At 64.2% G+C, this 25,297-nt stretch carries 23 protein-coding genes; 16 read left to right on the top strand and 7 right to left on the bottom strand.

Annotated elements, in window-relative coordinates:
* Positions 1 to 48: 48 nt before the first annotated feature.
* Together zapB and rsmD are read right to left on the bottom strand one after the other, a co-directional pair.
* A complete protein-coding gene (zapB, locus tag HA399_RS15755; protein WP_054556544.1) occupies positions 49 to 309 on the bottom strand; it encodes a cell division protein ZapB in 261 nt (86 codons plus the stop codon).
* A gap of 182 nt (positions 310 to 491) precedes the next feature.
* Positions 492 to 1,166: a 16S rRNA (guanine(966)-N(2))-methyltransferase RsmD gene (rsmD, locus tag HA399_RS15750; protein WP_404325465.1), complete on the bottom strand. Its 675-nt coding sequence runs from the start codon at positions 1,164 to 1,166 to the stop codon at positions 492 to 494.
* A gap of 106 nt (positions 1,167 to 1,272) precedes the next feature.
* On the opposite strand from rsmD, the gene ftsY reads away from it, so the two are divergent.
* From ftsY to HA399_RS15725, 5 genes are all read left to right on the top strand, one after another.
* On the top strand, positions 1,273 to 3,003 hold the full coding sequence (gene ftsY, locus HA399_RS15745; RefSeq protein ID WP_404325464.1) for a signal recognition particle-docking protein FtsY: 1,731 nt from the start codon (positions 1,273 to 1,275) through the stop codon (positions 3,001 to 3,003).
* The gene (gene ftsE / locus HA399_RS15740; protein WP_043336289.1) at positions 3,000 to 3,668 is read left to right on the top strand and encodes a cell division ATP-binding protein FtsE; all 669 of its coding nucleotides are present in this window, start codon (positions 3,000 to 3,002) and stop codon (positions 3,666 to 3,668) included. Before ftsY ends, ftsE begins: the two co-directional genes overlap by 4 nt.
* Entirely contained in the window at positions 3,665 to 4,747 is a 1,083-nt protein-coding gene (gene ftsX, locus HA399_RS15735; RefSeq protein ID WP_404325463.1) for a permease-like cell division protein FtsX, read from the top strand. The genes ftsE and ftsX overlap by 4 nt, the downstream gene beginning before the upstream one ends.
* Before the next feature lie 258 nt (positions 4,748 to 5,005).
* Positions 5,006 to 5,881, top strand: a complete 876-nt coding sequence (rpoH, locus tag HA399_RS15730) for an RNA polymerase sigma factor RpoH (RefSeq protein ID WP_043336284.1) — start codon at positions 5,006 to 5,008, stop codon at positions 5,879 to 5,881.
* 195 nt (positions 5,882 to 6,076) lie between these two features.
* Positions 6,077 to 8,707 carry a putative bifunctional diguanylate cyclase/phosphodiesterase gene (locus HA399_RS15725; protein WP_404325462.1) on the top strand — a complete coding sequence of 877 codons (2,631 nt, stop codon included), beginning with the start codon at positions 6,077 to 6,079 and terminating at the stop codon, positions 8,705 to 8,707.
* 142 nt (positions 8,708 to 8,849) lie between these two features.
* On the opposite strand, the gene slmA is transcribed toward HA399_RS15725, so the two are convergent.
* The 5 genes from slmA to coaBC all read right to left on the bottom strand — a co-directional run bounded on the left by slmA (position 8,850) and on the right by coaBC (position 14,091).
* The gene (gene slmA / locus HA399_RS15720) at positions 8,850 to 9,467 is read right to left on the bottom strand and encodes a nucleoid occlusion factor SlmA (RefSeq protein ID WP_043336281.1); all 618 of its coding nucleotides are present in this window, start codon (positions 9,465 to 9,467) and stop codon (positions 8,850 to 8,852) included.
* A 112-nt stretch (positions 9,468 to 9,579) separates the two neighbouring features.
* A complete protein-coding gene (gene argB, locus HA399_RS15715) occupies positions 9,580 to 10,497 on the bottom strand; it encodes an acetylglutamate kinase (protein ID WP_043336279.1) in 918 nt (305 codons plus the stop codon).
* 231 nt (positions 10,498 to 10,728) lie between these two features.
* Positions 10,729 to 12,111: a phosphomannomutase/phosphoglucomutase gene (locus tag HA399_RS15710; RefSeq protein ID WP_054556539.1), complete on the bottom strand. Its 1,383-nt coding sequence runs from the start codon at positions 12,109 to 12,111 to the stop codon at positions 10,729 to 10,731.
* A gap of 171 nt (positions 12,112 to 12,282) precedes the next feature.
* Entirely contained in the window at positions 12,283 to 12,741 is a 459-nt protein-coding gene (gene dut / locus HA399_RS15705; RefSeq protein WP_107335897.1) for a dUTP diphosphatase, read from the bottom strand.
* Positions 12,742 to 14,091, bottom strand: coding sequence for a bifunctional phosphopantothenoylcysteine decarboxylase/phosphopantothenate--cysteine ligase CoaBC (coaBC, locus tag HA399_RS15700; protein WP_404325461.1), 1,350 nt, complete (start codon positions 14,089 to 14,091; stop codon positions 12,742 to 12,744).
* A 300-nt stretch (positions 14,092 to 14,391) separates the two neighbouring features.
* Between coaBC and radC the strand changes: the two genes are divergently transcribed.
* The 11 genes from radC (at position 14,392) to HA399_RS15645 (ending at position 25,217) form a co-directional block, all read left to right on the top strand.
* Positions 14,392 to 15,066 carry a DNA repair protein RadC gene (radC, locus tag HA399_RS15695; RefSeq protein ID WP_043336272.1) on the top strand — a complete coding sequence of 225 codons (675 nt, stop codon included), beginning with the start codon at positions 14,392 to 14,394 and terminating at the stop codon, positions 15,064 to 15,066.
* Positions 15,067 to 15,507: 441 nt separating this feature from the next.
* Positions 15,508 to 15,744 (top strand): 50S ribosomal protein L28, encoded by a 237-nt coding sequence (rpmB, locus tag HA399_RS15690; RefSeq protein ID WP_043336270.1) that lies wholly within the window; start codon positions 15,508 to 15,510, stop codon positions 15,742 to 15,744.
* Between the two features lie 92 nt (positions 15,745 to 15,836).
* Positions 15,837 to 15,992, top strand: coding sequence for a 50S ribosomal protein L33 (gene rpmG / locus HA399_RS15685; protein ID WP_016417370.1), 156 nt, complete (start codon positions 15,837 to 15,839; stop codon positions 15,990 to 15,992).
* 156 nt (positions 15,993 to 16,148) lie between these two features.
* Entirely contained in the window at positions 16,149 to 16,964 is an 816-nt protein-coding gene (gene mutM / locus HA399_RS15680; RefSeq protein ID WP_404325459.1) for a bifunctional DNA-formamidopyrimidine glycosylase/DNA-(apurinic or apyrimidinic site) lyase, read from the top strand.
* Positions 16,965 to 17,094: 130 nt separating this feature from the next.
* The gene (locus tag HA399_RS15675) at positions 17,095 to 18,285 is read left to right on the top strand and encodes a class I SAM-dependent rRNA methyltransferase (RefSeq protein WP_043336266.1); all 1,191 of its coding nucleotides are present in this window, start codon (positions 17,095 to 17,097) and stop codon (positions 18,283 to 18,285) included.
* A 122-nt stretch (positions 18,286 to 18,407) separates the two neighbouring features.
* Positions 18,408 to 18,764, top strand: a complete 357-nt coding sequence (locus tag HA399_RS15670) for a DUF2007 domain-containing protein (RefSeq protein ID WP_404325458.1) — start codon at positions 18,408 to 18,410, stop codon at positions 18,762 to 18,764.
* On the top strand, positions 18,761 to 19,267 hold the full coding sequence (locus tag HA399_RS15665; RefSeq protein WP_216060563.1) for a thioesterase family protein: 507 nt from the start codon (positions 18,761 to 18,763) through the stop codon (positions 19,265 to 19,267). The genes HA399_RS15670 and HA399_RS15665 overlap by 4 nt, the downstream gene beginning before the upstream one ends.
* Positions 19,268 to 19,410: 143 nt before the next feature.
* Positions 19,411 to 20,532, top strand: a complete 1,122-nt coding sequence (ald, locus tag HA399_RS15660; protein ID WP_216060562.1) for an alanine dehydrogenase — start codon at positions 19,411 to 19,413, stop codon at positions 20,530 to 20,532.
* A gap of 185 nt (positions 20,533 to 20,717) precedes the next feature.
* A complete protein-coding gene (locus HA399_RS15655; RefSeq protein ID WP_404325457.1) occupies positions 20,718 to 21,731 on the top strand; it encodes a tryptophan--tRNA ligase in 1,014 nt (337 codons plus the stop codon).
* Positions 21,732 to 21,981: 250 nt separating this feature from the next.
* The gene (locus tag HA399_RS15650; protein WP_404325456.1) at positions 21,982 to 23,226 is read left to right on the top strand and encodes a YeeE/YedE family protein; all 1,245 of its coding nucleotides are present in this window, start codon (positions 21,982 to 21,984) and stop codon (positions 23,224 to 23,226) included.
* Positions 23,227 to 23,537: 311 nt separating this feature from the next.
* A complete protein-coding gene (locus tag HA399_RS15645) occupies positions 23,538 to 25,217 on the top strand; it encodes an NAD-dependent malic enzyme (RefSeq protein ID WP_043333048.1) in 1,680 nt (559 codons plus the stop codon).
* Positions 25,218 to 25,297 lie beyond the last annotated feature (80 nt).

Below are 25,297 nucleotides of genomic sequence, written 5' to 3'. Positions count from 1 at the left end.
TCAAGAGTGCATGTTCACGCGGCCCAGCGCGCAGGACGCGCGGGAGCATCAGGCGCTCTGGGTTTCGCTCTCGGTCTCGCTGAAGCGTGCGACCAGCGCTTCCAGACGCTGTGCCCACTGGTCACGCTCTTCCTGCAGTTGAGCGTTGGTCTGGCGCAGCTGTTCCAGCTCTTCGCCCTGACCTGTCTTGGCTTCGGTCAGGCGCTGGTTCTCTTCCTTCAGCTCTTCGACTTCCATCTTCAGCATCTCGATGCTGTCGATGGCCTGGCCGACTTTCTGCTCAAGTTGGGTAAAGAGTTCGGTGCTCATGCTATCTCCTTGTCGAGTCACGGTCGTGGCCCGAGGGGGTTCGTTGAGGGCGGTAAAGGTATGCGGTAAATGCTGGTGCGATGAATATCGGCCATGTCGGGAATCCTTGCCGGATGGCGCAGCGATACCCGCCTGCAGGCAGACTACGACGCCGCCTGAGTCGACACAAGTGGGAAGGTGGCTCAGGCGGGCGGATGGCGCCGATACAGGCGGCCATGACTGTCGCCGGCACGGCTTTCCCGGTGCAGCTGCCAGTTGGCGGGCACCACGGGGTCGAGACCGGATTCCACTTCCAGATAGATCATGGCGTCATCGCTCAGCCAGCCATGCGCTTCGAGCCGTGCGCAGCTCGCGGCGGCCAGCTCGAGCCGGAAGGGCGGATCGAGCAGCACCAGATCCATGCCGCCTGCAGCGGGTGTGGCCGTCTCGAGCCAGTGCAGGACATCGCCGGTCACCACCTGCGTTGGCAGGCTGTCGCCGTTGGCGAGGGTCGCGAGATTGGCCTCGAGCGCGCGCGCAACGCGACTGTCGCGCTCCACGAAGGTGACATGCGCCGCCTCACGCGACAGCGCCTCGAGGCCCAGCGCGCCACTGCCGGCATAGAGGTCAAGCACACGGGCGCCGCCGACATGAAAGCCCAGCCAGTTGTAGAGCGTCTCACGCACGCGGTCGGGTGTCGGGCGCAGGCCCGGTGCGTCGATCACGTTGAGCAGGCGGCGCTTGAAGCGCCCGCCGATGATGCGCAGGCGACCTGGCCCGCCGGCGGCCTGGCCACGCTTGCCGTGCTGCTTGTCAGCGCGCGAGGGCGCGTTGGATTTGCCCCGTGCGGGGCCTTGGGAGGATGCGCGTTTTTTCATGCCGCGAGTCTAGCATGTGCGACGCCGGATGCCGCGCGGTGCGTACCTTCAGCCCCGAAGGGATGGTAGGATGACGCCACTTTCACGAGTTCAGGACTGTCTCGCCATGTTCGGTTTTTTCAAGCGCAAGAAACACAAGGCTCAGGAGCAGAAAGCCTCCGAGCAGCAGGCCCTCGAGCAACAGGCTCTTGAACAGACACAAGACGCCACGCCCCACGAGCAAGCCGATGCCGAGCAGGCAGCGCGGCTCGAGGCGAAGCGTCTCGAGGCCGAGAAGGTAGAGGCAGAGCGCCTTGCCGGTGAAGAGGCCGCTCGGGTCGAGGCTCAGAAGGCCGAAGAGCAGCAGGCCGAAGCTGAAGCCGAGCGCCGCGCCTCGGAGCAGGCGGTTGCTGATCAGGCCGCCAAGGCAGAGGCCGAGCGCATTGCCCAGGAACGCGCAGCGCAGGAGCAGGCCGCTCAGGAACAGGCCGCCCGAGACGAAGCCGAGCGCATCGCCCAGGAGCAGGCCGCTGCAGAACGCGTCGCCGCCGAAAAGGCCGCCCAGCAAGAGGCGGAACGTCTGGCTGCCGAGCAGGCCGCCCAGGCAGAGGCCGAGCGTATCGCTGCCGAACAGGCCGCTCAGGCCCGTGCGGAAGAAGCCGCCAGTGAAGCGCGTGCCGAAGAGGCGCGTATCGCGGCTCGCGAGGAAGAAGAACGTCAGGCCGCCGCGCAGCTGGCCGCCATCGAGGCCGAAGAGCAGGCCGCGCTGGAACAGGCTCGCCAGGAAGAAGAAGCACGTGCCGCCGAGGCTGCCGCCGCTGGCGCAGACGCCGTGGTCGAGGATGACGCTGCGCGTGATACGGCCCGCGACGGACGCGAAAAGCCGCGTCGTGGCTTCTTCGCGCGCATCAAGGCCGGTCTTGGCAAGACTCGCGCCAATCTGACCGAGGGCGTCGCCAGCCTGTTCCTCGGCAAGAAGCAGATCGATGATGAGCTGATGGAAGACCTCGAGACCCAGCTGCTGATGGCAGACGTGGGCATCGAGGCGACCACCGAGATCATCGACAACCTGACCGCGCGCATCTCGCGCAAGGAATTGAAGGAGCCGCAGGCGCTCTACGAAGCGCTGCAGGAAGAGCTGCGCGTGATGCTGGCGCCGGTCGCCAAGGACCTGGAACTGCCGGCCAAGGGCAGCGGTCCCTTCGTGATCCTGATGATCGGCGTCAACGGCGTCGGCAAGACCACCACCATCGGCAAGCTGGCCAAGCGCTATCAGAGCCAGGGCCGCAGCGTGATGCTGGCGGCGGGCGATACCTTCCGCGCCGCGGCGGTGGAGCAGCTCAAGGTGTGGGGCGAGCGCAACAAGGTGCCGGTCATCGCTCAGCATACCGGCGCCGACAGTGCCTCGGTCATCTATGACGCCCTGGAAGCCGCCAAGGCGCGTAACGTCGATATCCTGATCGCCGATACCGCGGGCCGCCTGCACAACAAGAGCCACCTGATGGAAGAGCTCAAGAAGGTACAGCGCGTGATGGCCAAGCTGGATGTGTCCGCGCCCCACGAGGTGATGCTGGTGCTGGATGCCGGTACCGGCCAGAACGCGCTGTCACAGGCCTCCACCTTCCATGAAGCGGTCAACATCACTGGCCTTACGCTGACCAAGCTGGATGGAACCGCCAAGGGCGGCATCATCTTCGCGCTGGCCAAGCAGCTCAATCTGCCGATCCGCTATATCGGTGTCGGGGAAGGTGTCGATGACCTGCGTCCCTTCGCGGCTGATGACTTCGTCAGTGCCCTGTTTGCACGTGCTGGCGATGAGGCAAGCGAAGAGGCCAGCGCCGAGTCGCGCGAGGCATGATTGCCTTCGAGCATGTCGGCAAGCGCTATGGAGGGCGCTTCGATGCACTGGCCGGGCTCGACTTCAGGGTCGAGCGTGGCGAGATGGTCTTTCTGACAGGCCATTCCGGTGCCGGCAAGAGCTCGTTGCTCAAGCTGATCATGCTCCTCGAGCGCCCCTCGCGTGGGCGCATTCTGGTGGCGGGGCATGATATCGGGCGGCTGCATACCTCCCAGGTGCCGTATTACCGCCGCCAGATCGGCGTGGTCTTCCAGGACCACCAGCTGCTGACCGACCGCAACATCTTCCACAACGTGGCCCTGCCGCTGATGATCCAGGGGGTTCCGCCGCGTGAACAGGCGCGGCGGGTGCGGGCGGCGCTCGACAAGGTCGGCCTTTTGCATCGTGAGAAGGCACTGCCGATCGAGCTGTCCGGTGGTGAGCAGCAGCGAGTCGGCATCGCGCGCGCCGTGGTCAACAAGCCTGCGCTGCTGCTGGCCGATGAGCCGACCGGCAATCTGGACCCGGCACTGTCCGCCGACATCATGCGTCTGTTCGAGGACTTCAATCGCATCGGTACCACGGTGATGATTGCCAGCCACGATCTGGCGCTGATCGCCCGCCTGCACCATCGCACGCTGGAGCTGTCCGATGGTCGTCTGATCGCCGACAAGGATGCCCGATGAGCCCCCCGCGTTCCCGTAACGATTCCCCCTCTTCTTCACGCGAGCGTGGCCAGCCCCGCGCCGAGACGCGTACCCGCAAGGCCGCCGCGCAGGCGCCTGAATCACCGGAGGCCGCCGAGCGTGCGGCGCGCAAGGGCGCGCGCTCCAGTCGTGTCTCGGTCGAGAGCCGCTACCGCAGCTGGCTGCGTCATCACGCTGCCATGGCGCGCGACAGCGCACGCCGCCTGCTGGTCGCGCCCATCGCCAGCCTGCTGACCATGCTGGCCATCGCCATCGCACTGACGTTGCCGGCGGCGCTGTGGCTGGCACTGGACAGCGCGCGCCTGCTCGACAATGAACTCAATGACAGCGCCCAGCTCACCCTCTATCTCGAGACCTCGGTCGACGAGAGCCAGGCGCTGACGCTGTCGGACTCGCTGCGCGACGCTGCCGGTGTCGGGGGAGTGCGGCTGATCACCGCCGCCGAGGGCATGCAGGAATTCGCCCAGGCGCTGGACCTCAAGCGCTCGCTGAGTCTGCTGGATGACAACCCCCTGCCGGCCAGTATCGTCATCACGCCGCTGGACACCACGCCAGAGTCCGTTCGCGCCCTGGCCACGCGCCTCGAGGGCGAGCCGGGTGTCGCCAGCGCACGTCTGGATCTAGCCTGGCTCGAGCGTCTGCGCCAATTGGGTGAGCTGGGTCAGAAAGTGACGCTGGGACTCGCGTTACTCTTCGGGCTGGGCGTGTTGCTGGTGGTGGGCAATACCATCCGCCTGTCCGTGGAGAGTCGCCGCCAGGAAATCGAGGTCGTGACCCTGATCGGGGCGACCCACGCCTTCGTGCGGCGTCCCTTCCTCTACAGCGGTGCCTGGTACGGTCTGGGAGGAGGGCTGCTGGCCTGCGGAATCCTGGCACTTGGCGGCAACTGGCTGGCGGCACCCGTGACGGCCCTTGTACAAAGTTATGGCGGCAACTATGTGTTGCCCGCGCTGGGCGTTGCAGGGGGTGCCACGCTGCTGTTTTCGAGTACAATATTGGGCTGGATAGGGGCCTGGATCGCGGTCGGACGTCATCTGGCGAGTATTTCTCCGCGCTGATTCCGATTATTTTTCGCGGTTTTCAGCCAGTGTTTCTGCCCAGGAAGGTCAACAGTTACGTTCCGACAACATTCCTGTCGGGCGTCAGTGAAGGGGGCTGGTGGGTGGTTAAACGCACCACACACCCGACAGCGTTACGAAGTGCTACTCGTCATGACAATTGTACACGCCATGTACAGCTATTGACGGGAACCTGTCCCACCCTTCACAGTCTCACTACTTGCATGCGTGTTAGGCAACCATGGAGACATCTGCACTATGAGCACCAGTCTTCAGCCACTTGGCCACCTGTCACCGGGTCAAGATCTAAACGGCTATATTCAGTCGGTGAACCGTATCGCTGTGCTTACTGCCGAAGAAGAGCATGAGCTGGCCCTGCGGTTGCATGAAGAGAATCATCTGGAGTCGGCCCGCCGACTCGTCATGTCGCACCTGCGCTTTGTCGTGCATATCGCGCGCAGCTACAGCGGCTATGGCTTGCAGCAGGCGGACCTGATCCAGGAAGGTAACGTCGGCCTGATGAAGGCGGTCAAGCGTTTCGACCCGCATCAGGGCGTACGCCTCGTCTCCTTTGCCGTGCATTGGATCAAGGCCGAGATTCACGAGTTCGTGCTGCGTAACTGGCGCATCGTGAAGGTCGCGACCACCAAGGCTCAGCGCAAGCTGTTCTTCAACCTGCGTGGCGCCAAGAAGCGTCTTGCCTGGTTGAACAACGATGAAGTGGATGCCATCGCGGGCGATCTGGACGTCAAACCTGCCGTGGTGCGTGAGATGGAAAGCCGTCTCTCCGCCCACGATGCAGGCTTCGACGCCGGCCCCAGCGACGACGAGAGCTCTGCCTATCAGGCGCCGGCCAACTATCTGGAAGATCACAGCCTCGATCCGGCTGCCCAGGTGGAACAGCAGGACCTGGAAGACGACTCCCACGGTCGTCTGCTCAAGGCGCTGGCGGCACTGGATGAGCGCTCACGCGACATCCTCCAGCAGCGCTGGCTGAGTGACAACAAGTCGACTCTGCACGAGCTTGCCGACATCTATGGCGTCTCTGCCGAGCGTATCCGTCAGCTCGAGAAGAACGCGATGAAGAAGCTGCGTGAATCGATGGGTGACATGAGCGAAGGCTTCGCTGCCTGAGCTTGATGACCCCATGACATGAGCCCGTGATTTTCAGGCTCGCTGTCACGTGAAAATGCCCCGCCGGGTTTCCCGGCGGGGCATTTTCGTTGAGGGAGAGTGGATCCCGAGGAATCCGTCGTTATTGGTTGAACACTGCAACACAATGTTTCATTCTGTCACACTAAGACATGAAACATTTCTACTGGTGACCCCGTGGACCCGACCTCCTCGCACGTCAATGGCACACATTCGCTGTGGCGAATCTTTGGGCTCAATGCAGCCTTGATGGTGGTATTGGGTGGCCTGTTTCTGGCCAGCCAATGGTTTGATGTGCGTGAACAGGAAATGCGTCGCCTGGAGCTGCTGGATACCCAGCTGCATATCTCCACCGAGCAGCTGATCGCCAATGTCTCGCGCGAGATGATGGTGCTGGAGCGCGTGTTGAGCAGCGAAGGCAAGGAGCTGTGGCGTGGCTCGCTGGATAGCGCGCTGGGCCGTCATCCCTCTCTGGTCTCGCTGATGGTGGTGCCGTTTGCCGATTACCGCGGCAGCAGCCTGCGTCAGATCGGCGTGGGGCGCAGTTGCAGCTGGCAGCTGACCCAGCCGGAAGCCCAGGCGCTGCCCGGGCGCAGCAGCCTGCTGTTCGGCTCCGCACTGCCGCTGGCATCCGGTCAGCCGGGCTTGCCGTTCTACCGTCACATGGATATCGAAGGCATGTCCTGGCTGCTGATCGGCTGCCTGGACTTCTCCGAGGCACGCAGCCTGCTGGCCAACCCGAATTCCGATGATGGGCAGCGCCTGCGCCTGTTCTCCACCAACGGTCTGCTGCTGTTCTCGAGCCCTCAGGAGCATGCGCTGGGCGTGACCGGCAAGCTGCCGCTGTCCTCGATGGCCAACATGGGCAAGTACATCTCCGAGCGTGGTGTGCGTCGCTATCATGTGCCGGGCTTCGACGGCCGGCCGCGCATGGCGGCGGGCAGCTATATCGCACCGCTCAAGCTGTTCAGCGTCGTGAGTCAACCACTCTCCAGCCTGTGGTGGCTGTGGTGGAATCGTATCTGGTTCGGCATGCTGCTCGGCGGCATCTTCCTGGTCGTGCTGGTGGTCGTGGTGGCGCGTGCCGAGCGCAAGCGCGCTGAGCGCCACGATGAGTTGGAGGGCGCACTCGAGTCGATGACGGCGCGCTCTCGTACCCTGGTGACGCTGATGGATAACCTGCCGGGCGTGGTGTATCGCATCGAGGTCAACACCGGTGTGCTGACCTTCATCAGCAACGGCTCGGCCGAGCTGTTCGGTCGCTCGGCCGAATCACTGGTCGGCGCCGGCATCACCCTGACCGAGCTGATCCATCAGGAAGACCGTCAATCCGTCAGCGCCGCCCGCCACTGGGCGATGTGCGCGCAGATGCGCCATGAGCAGGTCTTCCGCATCATCGCCGACCATGAGCGTTGGGTGCTGGACCGCAGCGTGATGATCGAGGGCGAGGATGGCGTGCGCTACTGGGAAGGCCTGCTGCTCGACATCAGTGCGCACAAGGAATCCGAGCGTCAGCTCGATTTCCTGGCGCGTCATGACGCCCTGACGGGGCTCTATAACCGCAAGGCCTTCATGGCGGCGGCCGACGAGCGCGTCGCGGCGGGTGGCTTGATGATCTACGCCGATATCGACCGTTTCTCGACCGTCAACGATGGCCTGGGCCATGAAGCCGGTGACCAGCTGCTGGTCGCGGTCGGCGAGCGTCTGCGTCGTCTGCTGCCGCCGGGCGGTCTGGTAGCGCGTCTGGGGGCCGATGAGTTCGGCCTCTATCTGCCGCATGGCAACGATGATCCGGCGCAGGTAGTGGAGGAGATCCAGCAGAAGGTCGAGCGTCCCTTCACGATTCTTGGTCGCCCGCTGATCATCAGTCTGACGGCAGGCTATGTGCTGTCCGAGACCAATGGCGATGCCCAGGCGCTGATGCTGAATGCCGATGTGGCGCTCTATCACGCCAAGTCGCGCGGCGATCATGCGCTGCGCTGGGAGTCGTCGCTGGACAAGCATGTCGCCTCGCGCATGACGCTGGAGCAGGACCTGCGTCAGGCCATCGGCAGCGAGCAGCTCTATCTGCATTACCAGCCGCAGCTGGATAGTCATGGTGAGCTGCAGGGTGTCGAGGCGCTGCTGCGCTGGCAGCATCCGGAGCTGGGCATGATCTCGCCGGCCCAGTTCATTCCGCTGGCCGAAGAGACCGGTCTGATCTTCCGCCTCGGACGGTTCGTGCTCGAGGAAGCCTGTGCCCAGATGGTGCGCTGGCAGGAAGCCGGCCTTCACATGCCGCGCATGGCGGTCAATCTGTCGGCGCGCCAGCTGACCTCGGGCTACGAGAACGAAGTCTTCGGCGTGCTGGAAAGCCAGAAGCTGTCGCCGACGCGGCTGGAAGTCGAGGTGACCGAGACGCTGCTGATCCAGGACATGGAAGGGGGGCTTGCCGTGCTCGGCGCGCTGCGCGAGCTGGGCGTGCGTGTGGCGCTGGATGACTTCGGGCAGGGCTATTCGTCGCTGTCCTATCTGTCATCCCTGCCGCTGGATGTGCTCAAGGTCGACCGCAGCTTCGTGATGAAGATGGATGCGGTCGCCGGCTCTGACGGCGGTATCCGCTGTCCCAATCAGCAGGCCATCCAGCTGGTCGGCGCCGTGATCAGCCTGGGGCACTCGCTGGGCCATGAGATCGTCGCCGAGGGAGTCGAGACGGACGTACAGTTCGAGGAGCTCAAGCGACTGGGCTGCGACACCTATCAGGGCTACCTGCTGGCGCGGCCGATGTCCGCCGAGGCCATACTGGAGCGCTTCAGCGTCAACGCCTGAGGCGCCGCCCGTGCAGTCCGGCCTCACTCCATCCCACCCGGTGGTGATATGAGATGGCATGACCCAGCAAAAACGCCCCGCCTGCAATGACTGCAGGCGGGGCGTTCTTTTTGGTGCGGCTCACGCGCGCGAGGCAAGACCCTCAGACGGCAATGCGCTCCTGACTGCTCAGCAGCAGGTCGCGGCTCAGCAGCTGCCACTGGTCTTCCCAGTGCTCGGTCGGGCGCTTGCGATAGTCGCTGCGCACGTACTGGCCGATACGGCCTTCCGCACACGCCAGCAGCAGATTGGCTGCTGCCGTGACGGTGATGGCCGGTCGCAGTCCTTCGCGAGGCTCGGCTTCGCGCAGCACCTGCTTGATCTGCGTCTCGAGACGCTCGAACAGCTGCGCCATGCGCGTGCGCAGGCGTGCCGTCTCGCCGGTGAGGGCATCACCATTGAGGAGGCGACACAGCCCCGGGTTCTTCTCGGCAAAGCCCAGCAGCAGGCTCAGGATGTGATGCACCCTGGCATGCGCAGTGTCGTTGTCCTGAATGATCAGCGCGATACGCTCGAACAGCGTGCTCTCGATGAATTCGATCAGTCCTTCGAACATGCGTGCCTTGCTGGGGAAGTGACGATAGAGCGCCGCCTCCGAGACACCGACCTGTCGTGCCAGTGCTGCAGTCGTGATGCGTTTGCCGCTGTCCTCTTCCAGCATCAGAGCGAGTGCCTGGAGGATCTGTTCGCGACGTGATTGTTTTGGATTCGCCTGCGTCATGGAATCTTGTCGTTTATCGCGGCCTGCAGCAGTGTGCTACGGGCGGGTCCGTGTCCTGAGGCATGTCGCTTGCCTCGCGCGAAACACCGGGGCCGAGCCCCGGCTTGTCACCTTACGCCTTGTCAGTGTCCGCTTCCGCGTTGCTGATCAACGTGCCGACCCCGGCATTGGTGAAGATTTCCAGCAGGGTCGCATGTGGCACGCGGCCATCGATGATGTGAGCACTGCGCACGCCTTGCTTCACGGCGTCCAGTGCACAGCTGATCTTGGGCAGCATGCCACCGTAGATGGTGCCATCCTCGATCAGGCCATCCACCGCCTCGGTGGTCAGGCCGGTCATGACTTCGCCTTGTGCGTTCATCAGGCCAGCCACGTTGGTCAGCAGCATCAATTTCTCCGCGCCCAGTGCCTCGGCGACCTTGCCGGCGACCAGGTCGGCATTGATATTGTAGCTGCGACCCTCGGCATCGACCCCGATGGGTGCGATGACGGGAATGAAATCGTTGCGTGTCAGCAGTTCGATCAGGTCCGTGGAGACATGCTCGACTTCACCGACATGACCAATGTCGATGATTTCAGAGGCATTCATGCCCGGCGTCTGGCCGCTGACCTTGAGCTGGCGGGCGCGAATCTGGCCGCTGTCCTTGCCGGTCAGGCCGATGGCCTTGCCGCCACTCTGGTTGATCAGGTTGACGATGCCCTTGTTGACCAGGCCGCCCAGCACCATCTCGACCACGTCCATGGTCTCGGAATCCGTGACGCGCATGCCATCGACGAAGCGCGATTCGATGTTCAGCTTCTCGAGCAGCGCGCCGATCTGCGGGCCGCCGCCATGCACGACCACCGGATTGATGCCGACTTCCTTCATCAACACCATGTCGCGAGCGAAGGAGTCGATCAAGGCTTCTTCGGTCATGGCGTTGCCGCCGTACTTGACCACCACGGTCTTGCCCGAGAACTGCTGGATATAGGGCAGGGCTTCGGACAGGACCTCGACCACCTGATGCGGGTCGCGGTTGGCGTGGCTCATCAGCGTATCACTCCACAGAAAATGGTCCGGAAAGAGAGTCCGGACACTGTCACTTAAAACGGTCTTTCAGCGCGCGCGGTGCGCGCTGTCATGCAAATCGGTTGCTTCAGGCACTTGATGCGCCCGGATGAGCGGCTGCAGTGCCTGGCAAGGCGAGGGCGGCGATCAAGCGGCAGACCGCCGCCCCCGTTGCGGCTCATGCCATCCTGTCGATGGAGAGCGAGTGCGGGATCAGAACGGTGCCTGGATGCTCGGCTCGGCCTGCTTCAGCGCGGCGCGGAAGCTGTCCTTGATGCGCTCCAGTGCGGCTTCCGACTTGCCTTCGAAGCGCAGCACCAGCATCGGCGTGGTGTTGGACGCGCGGCAAAGACCCCAGCCATCGGCGTAGTCGACACGAATGCCGTCCAGCGTGGTCTTGACGCCGTCGCTGCCGAAGTCGCCTTCACTGGCCAGTCGCTCGACGATAGCGAACTTGTTCTCGTCGGTCACTTCCACATTGATCTCGGGGGTGCCGAGGTCCTGCGGGAAGCGGGCGAAGAAGGTGTCGGCATCGACATCCTGCTTGGCGAGGATTTCCAGCAGGCGCGCGGCGCCGTAGATGCCGTCATCGAAGCCGAACCAGCGCTCCTTGAAGAAGATGTGGCCGCTCATCTCGCCGGCCAGTGCTGCGCCGGTTTCCTTCATGCGTGCCTTGATCAGCGAGTGGCCGGTGCGCCACATTTCCGGCGTGCCGCCGGCTTTCTCGATCACGGTCGCCAGGTTGCCGGTGCACTTGACGTCGAAGATGATGCGCGCGCCCGGCACGCGTTCGATCAGGTCTTCCGACAGCGCCATCATCAGGCGGTCCGGGTAGAGGATCTCGCCCTTGGGCGTCACGACGCCGAGGCGGTCGCCGTCACCATCGAAGGCCAGACCGATGTCCGCGCCGGTTTCCTGCATGGTCTTGATCAGGTCCTGCAGGTTTTCCGGCTTGCCCGGGTCCGGGTGGTGGTTCGGGAAGTTGCCGTCGATCTCGTCGAACAGCGGCACGGTGTCGACGCCCAGGCGACGGATCAGCTCCGGGCCCAGCTCGCCGGCCACGCCGTTGCCGCAATCGACCACGGCCTTGAGCGGGCGCTTGACGACCACATCACCGGTGATCTGCTCCAGATAGCGCTCACGCACGTCCTCTTCACGCAGGCTGCCTTCACCTTGCGCCAGATCGCCTTCCTGCAGGCGACGATAGAGATCGGTGATGGTGTCACCGGACAGGGTCTCACCGGCCAGCACGATCTTCAGGCCGTTGTAGTTGGCCGGGTTGTGGCTGCCGGTCAGCATCACGCCGGAGCGGGTGCCTTCCAGGATATTGGTGGCGTAGTAGAGCACCGGTGTCGGCACCATGCCGATGTCGACGACATCACGGCCGGCATCACGCAGGCCCGCGATCAGCGCCTTGGACAGGCGCGGGCCGGAGAGACGGCCGTCACGCGCGACCACGACGGTGGATTCACCGCGTGCCGCGGCTTCGCTGCCGATGGATTGGCCGATGGCGCGCACGCCGTCTTCGGTGAGGGTCTCATCCACGATGCCACGGATATCGTAGGCGCGGAAAATTGAAGCGGGTACCTGACTCATGGTGCATCCCTGTCGGTTGAATCAATCGTGAAGTCGCTTGAGGCGTCATGCGTCTCGAACGCTATCGCTGCATGACGATCAGTGTGGAAATCTGCATGGCTCCCTTTTAGCCGGAAGCCCGGCAGCCGGCGCGAGCCTGCCGCTCGGCTGCCCTCTGGCATGACGGGTCAATCAGTGGCGACCGGAGTGGCCGAAGCCGCCTTCGCCGCGCTGGCTGGCCTCGAATTCAGAGACTTCCACCAGCTCCGCCTGTACCACTGGCACTAGCACGTACTGTGCCAGACGCTCGCCGGGTTCCAGCACGAACTCGCTGTTGCCGCGGTTCCAGACCGAGATCATCAGTTCGCCCTGGTAGTCGGAGTCGATCAGGCCGACCAGATTGCCCAGCACGATGCCGTGTTTGTGCCCCAGACCGGAGCGCGGCAGGATCATGCCGGCCAGTGCGGGGTCGGCGATATGGATCGCCAGCCCGGTGCGCACCAGCTCACAGGCGCCCGGCGCCAATGTCAGCGGCGCGTCGAGCAGTGCGCGCAGGTCCATGCCGGCGCTGCCGGGAGTGGCGTGATGCGGCAGCGGGTAATCGCGAACGCGCTCGTCGAGAATCTTGAGTTCGAGCCGGGGGCGGGTCATCTAAGGTGCTTCCTGATCGTCGGTGACAGTCGGTGTAACGGTCTGGATGGCAGGGTCGAGGCTGACCCTGTGCTGATGGAGTGCCAGGGCGCGCTTCAGAATCGCGCGCGCCAGTTCCGTCTTGGGACGGGCCGCGATGGCCTGTTCGTGTTGCGTGTTCGTGTTCTGATCGAGCGGCTGCCACAGCAGGGTGGCGGCATTGCTGTCACTGCCGAAGCCAAGGCCTGGCGTGCTCACATCATTGGCGACGATCATGTCGAGCTGTTTACGCGCGAGCTTGTCGCGTGCATAGCGCAGCACGTCGCGGGTCTCGGCGGCGAAGCCGATCACCAGTGGCGCCCGCTGACCGGCGGCGCGGCGTGCCTGCGTCTGGGCGGCGATGCCGGCGATGATATCCGGGTTGCGGATCAGCGTGACCTGCATCTGCTCCTCGCCCGACTGCTTCTTGAGCTTGTGGTCGGCGACCGTGGCCGGGCGGAAGTCGGCGACTGCCGCGCAGCCGATGAAGAGGTCGCTCTCGCTGGCGGCTGCCTCGGCGGCGGCCTGCATGTCCAGCGCGGATTCGACATCGATGCGCTCGACGCCAGCCGGGGTCGCCAGCGCCACCGGGCCACTGATCAGGCGCACGCTGGCGCCCAGTGCCGCGGCCTCGGCGGCCAGCGCATAGCCCATCTTGCCGGAGCTGTGATTGCTCAGATAGCGCACCGGGTCCAGTGGCTCGCGGGTCGGGCCGGCGGTGATGGTCACCGTCAGGCCTGCGGCCGGCAATGACATCTCATTGCTCTGGCGGCCGGGGTCGCTCTGGCTCATGAGGTCGCTCAGCGCCGCGACGATCTCTTCCGGCTCCAGCATGCGGCCCGCGCCCACGTCGCCACAGGCCTGTTCGCCGCTGGCCGGGCCGAGCAGCGTCCAGCCATCGGCACTGAGCTGGCGGGCATTGCGCTGGGTGGCGGGGTGCGCCCACATGGCCTGATTCATCGCCGGGGCCATCACCCAGCGCGCGCTGTTGGCCAGGCACAGGGTAGTGAGCAGATCATCGGCATGCCCATGCACCAGGCGGGCCATCAGATCGGCGGTGGCAGGCGCGATCAGGATGGCCTCCGCCCAGCGTGCCAGCTCGATATGTCCCATGCCGGCCTCGGCCTCGGGGTCCAGCAGGGAGGTGTGCACTGGATTGCCCGACAACGCCTGCAGGGTCAGCGGTGTAATGAAGGCTTGAGCCCCTTCGGTCATGGCGATGCGCACTTCACAGCCCGCCTTTTTCAACAGGCGGGTGATCAGAGCGGCCTTGTAGGCCGCGATGCCGCCACTGATGCCCAGCAGAATGCGCCGTCCGGCGAGTGAATGCATGGTGTGTCCTGCGTCCCTGATGCGTCGATTGCTACGCTCGCGCGTTTGCCCTCTACCATATCACCGTGATGCAACCTTGCGTAGCGCCGCTGGCCCGCGACGCCGAGTGTCGCCATGGTCCCTGCGAGCGCTCGCTTCATGGGCCGGGAGCTGTCATCAGGTGGCATGCAGGAGCCAGACGCAGGCCCTCGGGGCGGCAAGCGTTGATGCTCACAATGGCGAAAGAGGCGGCATCTGACCACGCTTCTCATGCTTTGGACTGTCAGCCATTCGGGGCGACAGGCGATGGGGGAAGAGTGCATGGGGATTCGAGAGTGGCCGGTCGGGGAGCGTCCGCGCGAGAAGCTGTTGTCGTCAGGGGCAGGGGCCTTGTCAGATGCCGAGCTGCTGGCCATCTTTCTGCGCGTGGGCATAAAAGGACGCTCGGCGGTGGATCTGGCGCGCGACCTGCTGAACACCTTCGGCGGTCTCAGGCCATTGCTGGAGGCGACCCAGCAGGACTTCTGCGCGGCGCGCGGACTGGGTGACGCCAAGTACGTGCAGCTGCAGGCTTCGCTGGAGCTGTCGCGTCGCCATCTGGAGAGCCTGTTGATGCGCGGGGCCGCCCTGACGTCGCCCCTGCTGGTGCGGCGCTATCTGTCCTCGCATCTGCGCGACCTGCCGCATGAGGTGTTCGCCGCGCTGTTTCTCGACAGCCAGCATCGCGTCATCCGCTTCGAGACACTCTTCACCGGCACGCTGGATGCCGCCGCCGTCTACCCGCGCGAGGTGGTCAAGCGGGCGCTGGCGCTCAATGCCGGCGCCCTGATTCTGGCCCACAACCATCCCTCTGGCGTCGCGGAGCCCAGTGAAGCTGACCGGCGCATCACGCAGCGCCTGGAAGAGGCGCTGGGGCTTTTCGATATTCGCGTGCTGGATCACTTCGTGGTCGGAGATGGCGAGGTGGTCTCGTTTGCCGAGCGCGGCTGGCTCTAGTTGGGGTGCCGAGGAGGCTGAGGCGCTGAGTGCCCGATGACGGTACAGCCCCCGCCAGATGCGGTCGCCGCTGGCGTGAGAAATGCGCAGGGATTGCAAACCAGGGCACTGGTTGTGGTAATGTTGCGCCTCCCGTATCACCCACCACAGAATTCGCGACCACTCTGGCCGACATTGGCTGAGTGAAGCGTTTGGCTGAGAAGCGTCTGTACCGATGTGACACGTCGGGCATGGGCGTGCTGGCGAAAAAAATCCGTATAGGACGTGCTTTCACGTTCCTCTTCGGGTAAAATGCTGCGCCTGCACGTTCCAGCACCCGAAAGCTTGTCTTCCGGAACGGACGTAAACACTTTGAAATCAGGGCATGAGGCGGCGCCTGCCACTTCCGGTTTGCCCGACAGGTTTTGAACAACTTAGCCAACGCAGCGGTTGGAGGCTCCAATGTCCAAAGTATGTCAGGTTACCGGCAAGCGCCCGGTGACTGGTAACAATGTTTCTCACTCCCAGCGCAAGACTCGTCGCCGGTTCCTGCCGAACCTGCACACCCACCGTTTCTGGGTTGAATCCCAGCAGCGCTTCGTCAAGCTGCGCGTCTCTACCAAGGGCATGCGCATCATCGACAAGAAGGGTATCGACGAAGTCCTCAAGGACCTCACTGCACGTGGCGAGCGCTTCTAAACACTAGAAGACAGCCCCTGTAGCAATGGCAACCGAGCCGAGGGCAGCGCTCTCAATCGTTCGGTGAATGCGACTGTGGAAGGAAACTGAAAATGCGTGACAAGATCAAGTTGGTGTCAAGTGCCGGTACTGGCCACTTCTACACCACCGACAAGAACAAGCGTAACACTCCGGACAAGCTTGAATTCAAGAAGTACGATCCGGTCGTTCGCAAGCACGTGATGTACAAGGAAGCCAAGATCAAGTGATCTTGTCTCCCGCCAGCGTGCTGTCGGAACCCTCGAAAACCCGGTCCTGACCGGGTTTTCGAGTATCTGGATGTCGCTGTTCTGGGCATCCTGCAACAGGGTGGCGGCTTCTGTCGTCACCCTGTTGTGCGTCTGGCGGTCAGTCGAGGAGAGAACATGCCCGAATTACCGGAAGTCGAGACGACCCGTCGCGGTATCGCGCCGCTGGTCGAGGGCCAGGAGGTCACCGAGGTGATCGTGCGTCAGCCGCGCCTGCGCACCCCCGTGCCCGGCGAGCTCGCCGAATGGCTGGTGGGTCAGCGTTTCGGCACGCTTGCGCGTCGCGCCAAGTACCTGCTGTTGCCGATCGCCGATGGCCATCTGCTCTGGCACCTGGGCATGTCCGGTAGCCTCAGACTGGTGCCCATCGGCACGCCGCCACGCACGCATGATCATGTCGATGTCGTGCTCGGCAATGGCCATGTGCTGCGCTATCACGATCCACGTCGCTTCGGCTTCGTCGACTTCGTGCGTGGTGACCCGCATGCCGATACGCGCTTGGCGCGACTCGGCCCGGAGCCGTTGTCCGATGCCTTCAATGGCGAGCACCTCTTTGCGCGCTCCCGCAAGCGCCGCGTGGCGATCAAGCCGTTTCTGATGGACAACGCCAATGTGGTGGGCGTGGGCAATATCTACGCCAGCGAGGCGCTGTTCATGGCGGGTGTCGACCCGCGCCGTCCTGCCGGTGAAGTGACGCGCGAGGAGTACGAGCGCCTCGCCAACGCCGCCAGCAGCGTGCTGGCCGCGGCGATCGCCCAGGGCGGCACCACGCTGCGTGACTTCGTCGGTGGAGATGGTAAGCCGGGCTACTTCGCGCAAAGCCTCAACGTCTACGGGCGGGGTGGCGAGCCATGCCGCGAATGCGGCCACGAGATCATGAGTCTGGTGCTGGGCCAGCGCGCCAGCTGCTTCTGCCCTTATTGTCAGCGCTAGCGGCGAGCCGCATCAGACCACTGCTTGACCGGGGGCTCCGTGACCGGGGCCGCCATGACGACTAGAATAGGCCCGTTCGGGCGCGTCCTGTCGTCGTCCTGTCCCTTCCTCTGCTTTCTGGATATTTCCCGTGACTGAACGTCTGCGCCTGAAGAAGAATGCTGATCGCCGCCTCAAGGCCGGCCATCTGTGGCTGTACTCCAATGAAGTCGATACCGTCGCGACGCCGCTCAAGAACTTCGAGCCGGGCGCCCAGGCCATCATCGAGGCCAGCAATGGTCGTGCGATGGGTGTTGCCTACGTCAACCCGAACTCGCTGATCTGCGCGCGCATCGTGTCGCGCAACCCGGAACAGCGTCTGGATCGCTCGCTGCTGGTGCACCGCTTCAACCAGGCGCTGTCGCTGCGCGAGAGCCTCTATGACAAGCCGTTCTATCGTCTGGTCCACGGCGAAGGCGACCTGCTGCCGGGCCTGATCGTCGATCGCTTCGGCGACGTGCTGGTCTGTCAGCTCAACACCTTCGGCATGGAGCGTCTGGCGGAAGTGATCGTCGATGCGCTGCTCAAGGTCGTCAAGCCGACAGCCATCGTGTTCAAGAACGATTCCAGCGGTCGCCGCCAGGAACAGCTCGAGCGCAACGTCGAAGTCGTCTACGGCGAGCTGCCGGAAAGCGTGCTGCTGGAAGAGAACGGGGTCCAGTTCACGGCGCCGGTACTCGATGGCCAGAAGACCGGCTGGTTCTACGATCACCGCGCCAACCGTGCCTGGTTGAACCGTCAGGTCGAAGGCAAGCGCGTACTGGATCTGTTCAGCTACGTCGGTGGCTGGGGCGTGCAGGCGGCGGCGCATGGCGCCAGCGAAGTGCTGTGTGTCGATGCTTCCGGCGCGGCACTCGAGCGTGTCTCGGGCAATGCCGTGCTCAACGGTGTCGAGGACCGCGTCTCCATCGCGGAATCGGATGTCTTCGAGGCCCTCTCGGCCCTGCGTGCAGAAGGCGAGCAGTTCGACGTCATCATCGCGGATCCGCCCGCCTTCATCCGCAAGCGCAAGGACATCACCAACGGTGAGCGCGCCTATGCACGCCTCAACCGTGAAGCCATGCGCCTGCTGGGTCGTGACGGTCTGCTGATGTCCGGCTCCTGCTCCATGCATCTGGCGCCGGAGCGCCTGATGGATGTGGTGCGTGGCGCCGTGCGTCACCAGGACCGCCACGGTCAGGTCATCTTCCAGGGCCATCAGGCCAGTGACCACCCGGTGCACCCGTCCATCCCCGAGACGTCCTACCTCAAGGCCCTCGGTGTGCGCGTCTATCGCGACTGATGACGCCTGAAGGATATCAGGACTGTCGTCTGTGGCTTGAGTGTCGGCTATGGCTTGTCTATCGACTGCGGCCCGCTTTTGGCTAATCGTCCATGGCTCATGGACTCTGATAGTCTGACGGCATGTATAGACGACTGACATCTCATCACAATCTCGTGCTGCTCGATCACTGGCGCAACCTGCTGGAAAGCGAGGGCATCACCTGCGAGCTGCGCAATCGCCTGCTCGGCTCGGCCGCGGGCGAGTTGCCCGTGCTCGACTGCGAGCCCCAGCTGTGGGTGGCAGAGCATGACCTTCCACGTGCCCGCCGCCTGCTGGCGAGCATCGAGGCCGCGCCGGCCCTGCCGGCTTGGCAGTGTGCCTGTGGCGAACGTCTCGAGGGCAGCTTCAGCGAGTGCTGGGCGTGTGGGGCAAGTGCGCCGCAGCAGCCCGCACCACAGGCGCGTCCGCGCGATGAGGACCCGGAGTTCGTGGCATGAGCAAAGGCACCCCGAAGGCGAGTGACGCGCCGCCGTTGACGCAAGATTCCCCCGGCTGGGCACTGCCACGCCCGTTCCTGTTGCCGATCAGCGTGAAGAAGAAGGCACTGGATGGTTATGGTCACGTCAACAATGCCGAGTATGTGCGCTGGCTGGAGGACATCAGCTGGGCACACTCCGAAGCGTTGGGGCTTGGCCTGGCACACTACCGTGAGCAGGACCGCGGCATGGCGGTGCACCGTCACGAGATCGACTATCTGGCCAGTGCACGACTTGGCGATTCGCTGATGCTGGCGACCTGGCTGGTGGATTGCGATGGACGCCTGAGTCTGACGCGTCGCTTCCAGCTGCGCCGGTGCTCGGATGGCCAGACGCTGCTGGAGGCCCGCACGCGCTTTGTCTGCATCGAGCTCTCGAGTGGACGGGCCCGGCGCATGCCCGGCGCCTATCGTGAATGCTATTCGGCGGCGCTGGTGAGTGAGGAAACTGCCAGTCAGCGATGATTCCTCGCATTCCACTGCATCATTGGCGTGTTTTGGTGAATCTTGCTGGTATCTGATTGGCGAGACGCTGACGAGTCTGCTGTGCTTGTAGCAGGCGTCGTGATGACGTCAGTGCATTCCGCCAGCAGTGCAAGGAGTTCACCATGCAGATTGCCGTGCCGAAGGAAATCAAGAACCACGAGTATCGCGTCGCCCTCACGCCTGCCGGTGTGCGCGAGCTGATCGCCCAGGGCCATGAGGTGATCGTCGAGTCTGGTGCCGGGGAGGGCAGTGGTTACCCCGATGCCGAATATCAGGGCGTTGGCGCGCGTCTCGAGTCGGACGTCGAGCGGGTCTTTCGCGACGCCGAGCTGATTCTCAAGGTCAAGGAACCGCAGCCGGCCGAGGTCGCGCGGCTCACTAGCGGCCAGACCCTGTTCACCTATCTGCATCTGGCCGCCGCTCGTGAGCTGACCGAGAGCCTGCTGGAGAGCGGCGTGACGGCCATCGCCTACGAGACCATCACGGATGCCGACGGAGGCCTGCCGCTGCTGGCGCCCATGAGTCGCGTCGCCGGGCGCATGGCGATTCAGGCCGGCGCGCACGCACTGGAGAAGGCGCAGGGCGGCATGGGCGTGCTGTTGCCCGGCGTGCCCGGCGTGCCGCCTGCACGGGTCACGGTGATCGGTGGTGGTGTAGTGGGGGAGAACGCGGCACGCATGGCGCTGGGGCTGGGCGCCGAGGTGGTGATTCTCGATACCTCACTGGCGCGCCTCGAGACCCTGGATCATCGCTATCAGGGCCAGATTCGTACCGTCTATTCGACCTCCGAGGCGCTGGAGGAAGCGGTGCGGCAATCGGCATTGATCATCGGTGCCGTGCTGGTGCCCGGCGCGGCGGCTCCCAAGCTGATTCGCCGCGAGCATCTGCGCAAGATGACGCCGGGCGCCGTGCTGGTGGATGTCGCCATCGATCAGGGCGGTTGCTTCGAGACCAGTCAGGCGACGACTCACGCCGAGCCGACCTACGTGGTGGATGGCATCGTGCATTACTGCGTGGCCAACATGCCCGGCGCGGTGGCACGCACCTCGACCCAGGCGCTGACCAGCGCGACGCTGCCGTATATCGTGCGCCTCGCCAATGGCGGCTATCGCGAGGTGCTGAGCCGGGACAGCCACTTTGCCGCGGGCCTCAATGTGCACGCGGGGCAATTGATCCTGCCGGAAGTCGGCGAGGCCTTCGACATGCCGGTCACTGCGCTCGCCGAGGCACTGGCGAAGGAGTGAGCCGGGCGCGCCGGCCCTTACGAAGGCTGCACGCCTCAGGGTAAGATGTGGGACATATAGCGACAGGTCATGGTGGCTGCGTTCGAGGATTTCGGGCGGCGCTGCCGCGACCTGTCGTGATCCATTGTGAGCGAGTGCAGCCCCGCGGCACGACCTCCCGACCCAGACGCCCAAGAAGTGCATCCATGACCAAGACCCGCGTTCTTACCGGCATCACGACCACCGGCACCCCTCATCTCGGCAACTATGTCGGCGCCATCAAGCCTGCCATCGAAGCCAGTCAGGACCCGACGGTCCAGTCCTTCTACTTCCTCGCCGACTTCCACGCCCTGATCAAGTGTCAGGACCCGAAGCGCGTGCAGGAGTCGCGTCGTGAGATCGCCGCCACCTGGCTGGCTCTGGGTCTGGACACCGACAACGCCATCTTCTATCGCCAGTCGGACGTACCGGAAATCCCGGAGCTGATGTGGCTGCTCAACTGCGTGTGCGCCAAGGGCTTGATGAACCGCGCGCATGCCTACAAGGGCGCCGTGGCCGAGAACGAAGAGAGTGGCATCGAGGATCTCGATCGCGGCATCAGCATGGGTCTGTTCAGCTATCCGGTGCTGATGGCGGCGGACATCCTGATGTTCAATGCGCACAAGGTGCCGGTGGGGCGTGACCAGATCCAGCATATCGAGATGGCGCGCGACATGGCCGGGCGCTTCAACCACCTCTTCAAGGGCAACTACTTCACCATGCCCGAGGCGGTGACCGACGAGAAATCCCAGCTGCTGCTGGGTCTCGACGGGCGCAAGATGTCCAAGAGCTACAACAACACCATCCCGCTGTTCGGCACCGAGAAGCAGCTGCTCAAGAGCGTGCGCAAGATCAAGACCAACTCGCTGGAGCCGGGCGAGCCGAAGGACCCGGATACCTGTTCGCTGTTCCAGATCTATTCGGCCTTCGCCACCGAGGCGGAAGTCGCCGCCATGCGTGAGCAGTACGCGGCCGGCATCGGCTGGGGCGACGCCAAGAACCAGCTGTTCGAATACCTGAATGATCACCTCAAGGCGCCGCGCGAGCGTTACGTCGAGCTGATGGAGAACCCGGCGCATGTCGAGGCGATCCTCAAGCGTGGCGCCGAGCGGGCCCGCGAAGAGGCCGCACCGATGATGGAGCGTCTGCGTCGCGCCGTCGGCCTGGGCAACTTCCTCTAGGTCGCCCGTCCACGCTGCTCGATCGGCCCCCGTCATCTTCCCGGATGGCGGGGGTTTCTGTTACTGGCGCCGTCGTTTCAGAGGGTGACGTCATCGGGGTTGTCGTGTTGATGGCACCCGGGGCGTGATATCAGGCATATATCTGCGGGGAATGAAAAGCGTGCTGGAAATTCATTCACAGCTATAAAGCGACGCGTTAGGCTTGCCGCATAAAAGCTTCAAGCATGCTGAGTACACAAGGGGGTACGACATGAGTCAACACGCGATGCCGGGCAAGGCCAGTGAGCCTGCCCAGCCATCTACCACCATCAACCCTCGCGCCGTCTGGGCGGGTGGGCTGCTGGTCATTGCCTCAGTGCTGCTGGGCCTGGTCGCCGGCTGGCGCCAGGGCCTGCTGTTGCTGATCGGCGGCGCGCTGGGCGTGGTGCTCTATCACGCGGCCTTCGGCTTCACCTCCGCCTGGCGAGTGTTCATCACCGAGCGTCGTGGCCGTGGCCTGCGCGCGCAGATGCTGATGCTGGCGATTGCCGTGGTGCTGTTCTTCCCGGTATTGGCAGCGGGCAGCCTGTGGGGGCAAGACGTCTCCGGCTTCGTCTCGCCGCTGGGCACCTCCGTGGTGGTCGGCGCCTTCCTGTTCGGCCTCGGCATGCAGCTGGGCGGCGGTTGCGCCTCGGGCACGCTGTTCACCGTCGGCGGCGGCAATGCGCGCATGGTGATCACCCTGATCTTCTTCTGCGTCGGCTCGGTGATCGGCACCGCGCACTTCAGCTGGTGGCAGAGCCTGCCGTCGCTGCCTGCCGTCTCGCTGGTGGATAGCTTCGGCGCGCTGGGCGGCATCATCGTCAGCCTGGTGCTGTTCGCCATCATCGTGCTGGTGACGCGCACGCTGGAGAAGCGTCGTCACGGTGAGCTCGAGAAGGCCGCCGTGACCGACAGTCAGCCGCGTGGCCTGTCGCGTTTCCTGCGCGGCCCCTGGCCGCTGCTGGCGGGCGCCGTGGCGCTGGCGCTGCTCAACTTCGCCACCCTGGCGCTGGCCGGGCGTCCGTGGGGCATCACCTCGGCCTTCGCGCTGTGGGGCACCAAGGTCTACACCACGCTGGGCTTCGATGTCAGTGACTGGGGTTACTGGCAGGCGGCAGGCAACGCCAAGGCACTGGCGGCACCGCTCTACACGGACATCACCACGGTGATGAACATCGGCATCGTGGTGGGGGCGTTGGCGGCGGCGCTGCTGGCCGGCAAGTTCGCGCCGAAGTGGAACATTCCGCTGCGCTCGCTGGTGGCTGCCGTGCTGGGTGGCCTGCTGCTGGGCTACGGCGCGCGCCTGGCCTTCGGCTGCAACATCGGCGCCTACTTCGGCGGTATCTCCTCCGGCAGCCTGCATGGCTGGCTGTGGCTGGTGATGGCCTTCATCGGCAACATGCTGGGCGTGAAATTGCGTCCCTTCTTCGCCCTTGCGCCGCGCAAGCCGGCATCGCGTGCCGATCTGGCCTGAGCCATTCCCCGCGCGTGAACGCGAACGCCTCGCTCCTTCCCCGTCAGGGGGATGAGCGGGGCGTTTCTCGTCATGCAGTACCCTTGTCTGCGCAACGCACGCCGACCTTGCACAGGCTGCCGGAGATAGCACTGCGCGTGCTATCATCATGCCTTGTTCGCACGTGGAAACTGCACGTCGAAAGGTCCCTCGGACGCCCGGTTGCCAGCAGGTCTTCTGCGGTGCTTCAGCGGGCATGCTGCGCTTGTCTGCCGGCATGCCGAGAAGCTTGCCGAGCGTGAGGTCGTCCCCACTGATTCAAGAGTCTCGCCATGACGGATACTTCCAAGCGCGCCCTGTACGTTCCTTACGCCGGCCCGAGCCTGCTCGAGATGCCGCTGCTCAACAAGGGCAGCGCCTTCAGCCTCGAGGAGCGTGTCAGCTTCAATCTGATGGGCTTGCTGCCGCAGAATGTCGAGAGCATCGAAGAGCAGGTCGCGCGCGTCTACAGTCAGTATCAGCAGTGCGCCACCGACCTCGACAAGCACATCCTGTTGCGCTCGGTGCAGGACGACAACGAGACCCTGTTCTTCCGCGTGATCGAGGAACACCTCGAGGAGATGATGCCGATCATCTACACCCCGACCGTCGGTCAGGCATGCGAGGAGTTCTCCAACATCTACCGCAACCACCGCGGCCTGTTCATCTCCTACCCGGACCGCGAGCACATGGATGACATCCTGCGCTCCGCGACCAAGGACAACGTCAAGGTCATCGTCGTCACCGATGGCGAGCGTATCCTGGGGCTGGGCGATCAGGGCATCGGCGGCATGGGCATCCCCATCGGCAAGCTGTCGCTGTACACCGCCTGTGGCGGCATCAGCCCGGCCTACACCCTGCCGATCTCGCTGGATCTGGGCACCAACAACCAGAAGCTGCTCGACGACCCGCGCTACATGGGCTGGCGTCACGAGCGCGTCACCGGTGATGACTACAACGCCTTCGTGGCCGAGTTCATCACTGCCGTGAAGCGTCGCTGGCCGAAGGCCATGATCCAGTTCGAAGACTTCGCGCAGGCCAATGCCATGCCGCTGCTCGAGCGTTATCGCGATGAAGTCTGCTGCTTCAACGACGACATCCAGGGCACCGCCTCCGTGGTGGTCGCGACCCTGATGGCGGCCTGCAAGGCCAAGGGCGAGAAGCTCTCCGACCAGCGCGTCACCTTCCTGGGTGCCGGTAGCGCCGGCTGCGGTATTGCCGAGATGATCGTGGTGGCGATGGTCAAGGAAGGCATGGAAGAGGCCGAGGCCCGCAAGCGCGTCTTCATGGTCGATCGCTTCGGTCTGCTGACCAGCGACATGGAAGGCCTCTACGACTTCCAGAGCCGTCTGGCCCACGATATCGACAGCGTGGCCGACTTCGGTGACCGCGGCCTGCTGGATGTGGTCAAGGCCGCCAAGCCGAGCGTGCTGATCGGTGTGTCCGGCCAGCGTGGCCTGTTCAGCGAAGACGTGATCCGTGCCGTGCAGGCCGGCTGCGAGAGCCCGCTGGTGATGCCGCTGTCCAACCCGACCTCACGCGTCGAAGCGACGCCGGCGGAAGTCATCGAGTGGACCGACGGCAAGGCACTGGTCGCCACCGGCAGCCCGTTCGCGCCGGTCGAGCACAACGGCCACACCCACGCGATTGCCCAGTGCAACAACGCCTACATCTTCCCGGGCATCGGTCTGGGTGTGCTGGCGTCCAACGCCTCGCGCATCACCGACAACATGCTGATGGCCGCCGCCAACGCGCTGGCCAACAACGCCCCCATCGTCCTGAAGGGCGAGGGCGCGCTACTGCCGTCGCTGGGCGACATCCAGGACATCAGCCGTCAGATCGCCTTCGACGTGGCGCGTCAGGCCCAGACCGATGGCGTGGCGCTGACCTCCAGCGACGAGATCATTCAGGCCAATATCGAGAAGAACTTCTGGCAGCCGCGTTACCGCGCCTACCGTCGCAAGGCGTTCTGATCGCCCCTGCGTCTGACCCGTCAGTGAGCGCATGAAGCAGATTGCATGAAACAGGTTGCATGAAACAGAGTGCGTAAATG

Source organism: Cobetia sp. UIB-001 (genome assembly GCF_044789135.1).
GTDB lineage: Bacteria > Pseudomonadota > Gammaproteobacteria > Pseudomonadales > Halomonadaceae > Cobetia > Cobetia amphilecti.
The sequence above is the reverse complement of the archived record's forward strand: the minus strand, read 5'-3'. Positions and strand labels throughout refer to the sequence as shown.

What these genes read in the sequence shown, in the direction of transcription:
- HA399_RS15655 (WP_404325457.1), top strand. Translation starts at nt 20,718, where the DNA reads ATGACCAAGACCCGCGTTCTTACCGGCATCACGACCACCGGCACCCCT.
- HA399_RS15665 (WP_216060563.1), top strand. Translation starts at nt 18,761, where the DNA reads ATGAGCAAAGGCACCCCGAAGGCGAGTGACGCGCCGCCGTTGACGCAA.
- radC (WP_043336272.1), top strand. Translation starts at nt 14,392, where the DNA reads ATGGGGATTCGAGAGTGGCCGGTCGGGGAGCGTCCGCGCGAGAAGCTG.
- argB (WP_043336279.1), bottom strand. Translation starts at nt 10,497, where the DNA reads ATGAGCCACGCCAACCGCGACCCGCATCAGGTGGTCGAGGTCCTGTCC.
- rsmD (WP_404325465.1), bottom strand. Translation starts at nt 1,166, where the DNA reads ATGAAAAAACGCGCATCCTCCCAAGGCCCCGCACGGGGCAAATCCAAC.
- mutM (WP_404325459.1), top strand. Translation starts at nt 16,149, where the DNA reads ATGCCCGAATTACCGGAAGTCGAGACGACCCGTCGCGGTATCGCGCCG.
- rpmB (WP_043336270.1), top strand. Translation starts at nt 15,508, where the DNA reads ATGTCCAAAGTATGTCAGGTTACCGGCAAGCGCCCGGTGACTGGTAAC.
- ftsX (WP_404325463.1), top strand. Translation starts at nt 3,665, where the DNA reads ATGAGCCCCCCGCGTTCCCGTAACGATTCCCCCTCTTCTTCACGCGAG.
- coaBC (WP_404325461.1), bottom strand. Translation starts at nt 14,091, where the DNA reads ATGCATTCACTCGCCGGACGGCGCATTCTGCTGGGCATCAGTGGCGGC.
- slmA (WP_043336281.1), bottom strand. Translation starts at nt 9,467, where the DNA reads ATGACGCAGGCGAATCCAAAACAATCACGTCGCGAACAGATCCTCCAG.
- dut (WP_107335897.1), bottom strand. Translation starts at nt 12,741, where the DNA reads ATGACCCGCCCCCGGCTCGAACTCAAGATTCTCGACGAGCGCGTTCGC.
- zapB (WP_054556544.1), bottom strand. Translation starts at nt 309, where the DNA reads ATGAGCACCGAACTCTTTACCCAACTTGAGCAGAAAGTCGGCCAGGCC.
- rpoH (WP_043336284.1), top strand. Translation starts at nt 5,006, where the DNA reads ATGAGCACCAGTCTTCAGCCACTTGGCCACCTGTCACCGGGTCAAGAT.
- HA399_RS15710 (WP_054556539.1), bottom strand. Translation starts at nt 12,111, where the DNA reads ATGAGTCAGGTACCCGCTTCAATTTTCCGCGCCTACGATATCCGTGGC.
- HA399_RS15645 (WP_043333048.1), top strand. Translation starts at nt 23,538, where the DNA reads ATGACGGATACTTCCAAGCGCGCCCTGTACGTTCCTTACGCCGGCCCG.
- HA399_RS15670 (WP_404325458.1), top strand. Translation starts at nt 18,408, where the DNA reads ATGTATAGACGACTGACATCTCATCACAATCTCGTGCTGCTCGATCAC.
- ftsE (WP_043336289.1), top strand. Translation starts at nt 3,000, where the DNA reads ATGATTGCCTTCGAGCATGTCGGCAAGCGCTATGGAGGGCGCTTCGAT.
- ald (WP_216060562.1), top strand. Translation starts at nt 19,411, where the DNA reads ATGCAGATTGCCGTGCCGAAGGAAATCAAGAACCACGAGTATCGCGTC.
- rpmG (WP_016417370.1), top strand. Translation starts at nt 15,837, where the DNA reads ATGCGTGACAAGATCAAGTTGGTGTCAAGTGCCGGTACTGGCCACTTC.
- HA399_RS15650 (WP_404325456.1), top strand. Translation starts at nt 21,982, where the DNA reads ATGAGTCAACACGCGATGCCGGGCAAGGCCAGTGAGCCTGCCCAGCCA.
- ftsY (WP_404325464.1), top strand. Translation starts at nt 1,273, where the DNA reads ATGTTCGGTTTTTTCAAGCGCAAGAAACACAAGGCTCAGGAGCAGAAA.